Source organism: Fulvivirga aurantia (assembly GCF_009711475.1).
Classification (GTDB): domain Bacteria; phylum Bacteroidota; class Bacteroidia; order Cytophagales; family Cyclobacteriaceae; genus Fulvivirga; species Fulvivirga aurantia.
Genome location: NZ_SMMD01000552.1, coordinates 1 through 3,940, shown reverse-complemented (window position 1 = coordinate 3,940; position 3,940 = coordinate 1). Strand labels below are relative to the sequence as shown.

2 protein-coding genes are annotated in these 3,940 nt (G+C 41.0%); one reads left to right on the top strand and one right to left on the bottom strand.

The window, feature by feature from the left end:
- The coding region (locus E1176_RS04490; RefSeq protein ID WP_155209375.1) for a S8 family peptidase at positions 1-1,158 on the top strand (1,158 nt) is incomplete at its 5' end.
- A gap of 87 nt (positions 1,159-1,245) precedes the next feature.
- Here the strand turns inward: E1176_RS04490 and E1176_RS04485 are convergent.
- Positions 1,246-3,927 carry a valine--tRNA ligase gene (locus E1176_RS04485; RefSeq protein WP_155209374.1) on the bottom strand — a complete coding sequence of 894 codons (2,682 nt, stop codon included), beginning with the start codon at positions 3,925-3,927 and terminating at the stop codon, positions 1,246-1,248.
- Positions 3,928-3,940 lie beyond the last annotated feature (13 nt).

The following is a 3,940-nucleotide window of genomic DNA, read 5'->3' as shown; positions in this document are numbered from 1 at the left end:
GATCCTGTGAGCGCAGAACAATTAATACCTAATCAGTATATTGTTGTTTTTAAAGATGATGTTATGACCTCGGGCAGGGCCAATGAGCCAGTATTTACAGACAGAGCGAAAAAAATCGCTTATGCCAGAGAGAAGACGTCTAGAGCAAAGGAAGAATTGAATGCTTTCTACAAGGAACAAGATATTCTTTCTGATCAAATCCAAGCTGAATTCACTTCAGTCTACAACGGTTTTGTTGTTAATCTTGATAAAAACAAACTTGAGCAACTTCAAAATGATCCTAGAGTTGACTTTATTGAGCAAGACCGTAAAATCGAATTAGATTTTGAGGTTGAGGCTGTATATGATGCGGACAACCTACCTGATGATTTAAAGAATGGTAAAACAGAAGCACAGACCACGGCTTGTGCAATTTCGAATGCAGGAGGCTCTGCGAGCGGTGCCGGAGATAATACCTGGATTTGGATTGTTGATACCGGTATAGATTTGGATCATCCGGATCTAAATGTTAACACATCTTATTCAAGATCATTTGCTGACTCAAGCCCAGATGACTCTAATGGTCACGGTACACATGTGGCAGGTATAGCTGCTGCAGTTAATAACAGTATTGGAGTTGTTGGCGTTTCAGCTGGTGCTACTGTAGTGGCTGTAGATGTTTTAGGCTCAGGCTCTTCGAGTACGTCTACCATAATCAGCGGTATGGATTATGTCGCTTCCAACGATATCTCGGGAGATGTTGTAAATATGAGTCTCGGACCAAGATATAGAACCGGATGTTCTAGCTCCAGTGCTTACAGAAGTGCTTTGGCAAGATTAAATGATCAGTCGCAAATAGCTTTGGCTGCTGGTAACTCATCAGATGATGCTGCATATTACGATCCGGCATGTCAGAATTTGAGTCGTGTTTACACAGTTGCCTCAATGACTTGTGGAGAATCATTTTCATCATTTTCAAATTATGGATCTCCGGTTGATTGGATTGCTACTGGTAGCAGTGTAACTTCTACTTATAGAGGTGGTGGTTATGCAACACTTAGTGGTACGTCTATGGCTTCTCCTGTAGTGGCTGGTGTACTCCATCAGAGAAATTCGGCTCCAAGACAGTGTGGTAGCGTAAGCTATGGAGGAAGAACTTATAAAATAGCCTGTCGTTAATATTACTTATAAGTAAGAAGGCCCTCACAGATATTAGCTGTGAGGGCCTTTTGTTTTATGATGTTTTGACTTTTACATCTCAAAGGGTTACTGCATAGCAGCCAGACTCTCTTCCAGAATTTTAATCTTGGCTTCTGCGTCCTGGCGCTTCTTTTTCTCCATTTCCACGACTTTATCAGGAGCATTATTCACGAAACGCTCATTGCTAAGTTTTTTGTCTACAGCCTTCAGAAAGCCCTTAGTGTATTCGAGTTCTTTCTTAATATCCTCAATCTCCTGCTCAGTATCTATGCTGCCGGCAAGAGGTACAAAGAATTCATCACCCTCAATTACAAAATTTGCTGAGGCTTCTATTTTTTCTTCTGTTGGCTCGATAGACTCCAGGTTGGCAAGTTTAGTGATCATAAAACCAAACAACTTAAACTTGGTAAAATCGTCACCTTTTATCTTAAGCTCTAGCTTGTCTTTTGGTGATATCTGCTTTGAGCTTCTAATGTTTCTTACATTACTGATGATATCAAAGGCAATTTTAGCCCTATCAACTATTTCTTCGTGAGGGTGGTTGGCTGTAGGCCATTCTGCTACGATGAGGTAATCCTTCTCGTCACGCTTTCTCAGCTCCTGGTAAAGTTCTTCGCTGATAAACGGCATGAAAGGGTGAAGTATCTTAAGTATGTCTTCGAAGAAGTTGATAGTAGCTTCTAACGAGTGAGGATCAATAGGCTCTCCGTAATTTGGCTTTACCATCTCTAAGTACCAGGAACAGAAATCGTCCCAAATCAACTTATAAACAGACATCAAGGCGTCAGAAATCCTAAATTTCTCAAAGTGAGCCTCAACCTCTAACAGGGTCTGATTATAACGTGCCTTAAACCAGTCGATAGCCACCTGATTTGCTGCACCATCTAAATTTTCGTCTACATCCCAACCTTGAACTAACCTAAAGGCATTCCAGATTTTATTTGAAAAGTTTCTTCCTTGCTCGCACAATTTCTCATCAAACAATAAGTCATTTCCGGCCGGTGAGCTAAAAAGCATACCGGTACGTACGCCATCTGCTCCATATTGCTCAATTAAATCGAGCGGATCTGGAGAGTTTCCAAGAGATTTTGACATTTTTCTTCGCTGCTTATCTCTTACAATACCTGTTAGGTAAACATCTTTGAATGGCTTTTTGCCCGTGTACTCATACCCAGCGATGATCATACGTGCCACCCAGAAAAATAGAATCTCAGGTGCGGTAACCAGTGTGGCGGTTGGGTAGTAATAGTCGAGCTCTTTATTGGCGCCTTCAATAATTTTACCGGTTTCCTCATCAAAAGAGTCCTTGTCAAAGCCATTGAATACAGCTAATGGAAATAGCCATGATGAAGCCCAGGTGTCTAAAACATCTTCGTCTTGTTTTAGGTCATCAATTGTTAGGCTTTGGTTGCCACTCTTCTCCTTTGCTGAAGCAAGTGCTTCTTCCGTTGAATTTGCTACTACGTAATCATCTTCACCTTCTCCAAAATAATAGGCTGGTATACGTTGTCCCCACCACAGCTGTCTGGAGATACACCAATCACGTACATTTTCCATCCAGTGATTGTAAGTGTTCTTAAACTTAGCAGGGTGTAAAACCACCTCATCTTCCATTACGGCACTATGCGCCTTTCTGGAAATTTCTTTCATATTGATAAACCACTGCAGAGAGAGCTTAGGCTCAACTACACTATTGGTTCTTTCAGAGCGACCTATCCGCGTATTGAAATCTTTCTCTTCTACGAGTAGCTCGGCTTCTTTTAAGTCTTTAACAATCCTTTTTCTAACAACAAATCGATCTTCTCCTACATAATGAGGTATCTCACACTTCTCATTTAGTGTACCATCAAAATCAATGGTGTCGATAATCTCTAAGTTGTGTCTTTGCCCAATTTCATAATCATTAGGATCGTGAGCAGGTGTTACTTTCAGGCAACCTGTTCCAAAATCAAGCTCAACATAATCATCGCCAATAATTGGGATTTCTCTATTTATAAAAGGAACGAGGGCCTTTTTACCAATTAAATGCTTATGTCTGTCGTCTTTTGGGTTCACGGCTATGGCAGTGTCACCCATAATGGTCTCAGGGCGTTGAGTAGCGATTACAACGTATTCGTCAGAGTCTTTAATCTGATATTTTACCGAATACATTTTAGACATCTCACCGCCTTCTTTGTATATCACTTCTTCATTAGAAATAGTAGTTTGGGCTTCTACATCCCAGTTTACCATTCTTAGGCCGCGATAGATATATCCTTTTTTATATAGATCGACAAACACCTTGATTACAGCTTCGTAATAATTGTCGTCCATTGTAAAAGCCGTGCGGTCCCAATCGCATGAAGCACCAAGTTTTTTAAGCTGCTCAAGGATAATGCCGCCATACTTTTCTTTCCACTCCCAGGCATGTTTCAAAAACTCATCTCTGGAAAGTGAGCCTTTTTGTATACCTTTTTCACGAAGCATTTTTACCACCTTGGCTTCAGTAGCAATTGAGGCATGATCGGTTCCAGGCACCCAGCATGCTTCCTTACCTTCCATTCTGGCCTTTCTGATAAGTACATCCTGAATGGTATTATTCAGCATATGTCCCATGTGTAAGACACCTGTTACGTTTGGTGGGGGTATGACGATAGTGTAAGCCTCTTTATCCGGATTGGGTTCAGAATGAAAGAAACCCTTGTCCATCCAGGTTCTATACCATTTATCTTCTACTGCTCGAGGATCATACTTGGTTGAAAGCGCCATTATCTATTTTTTA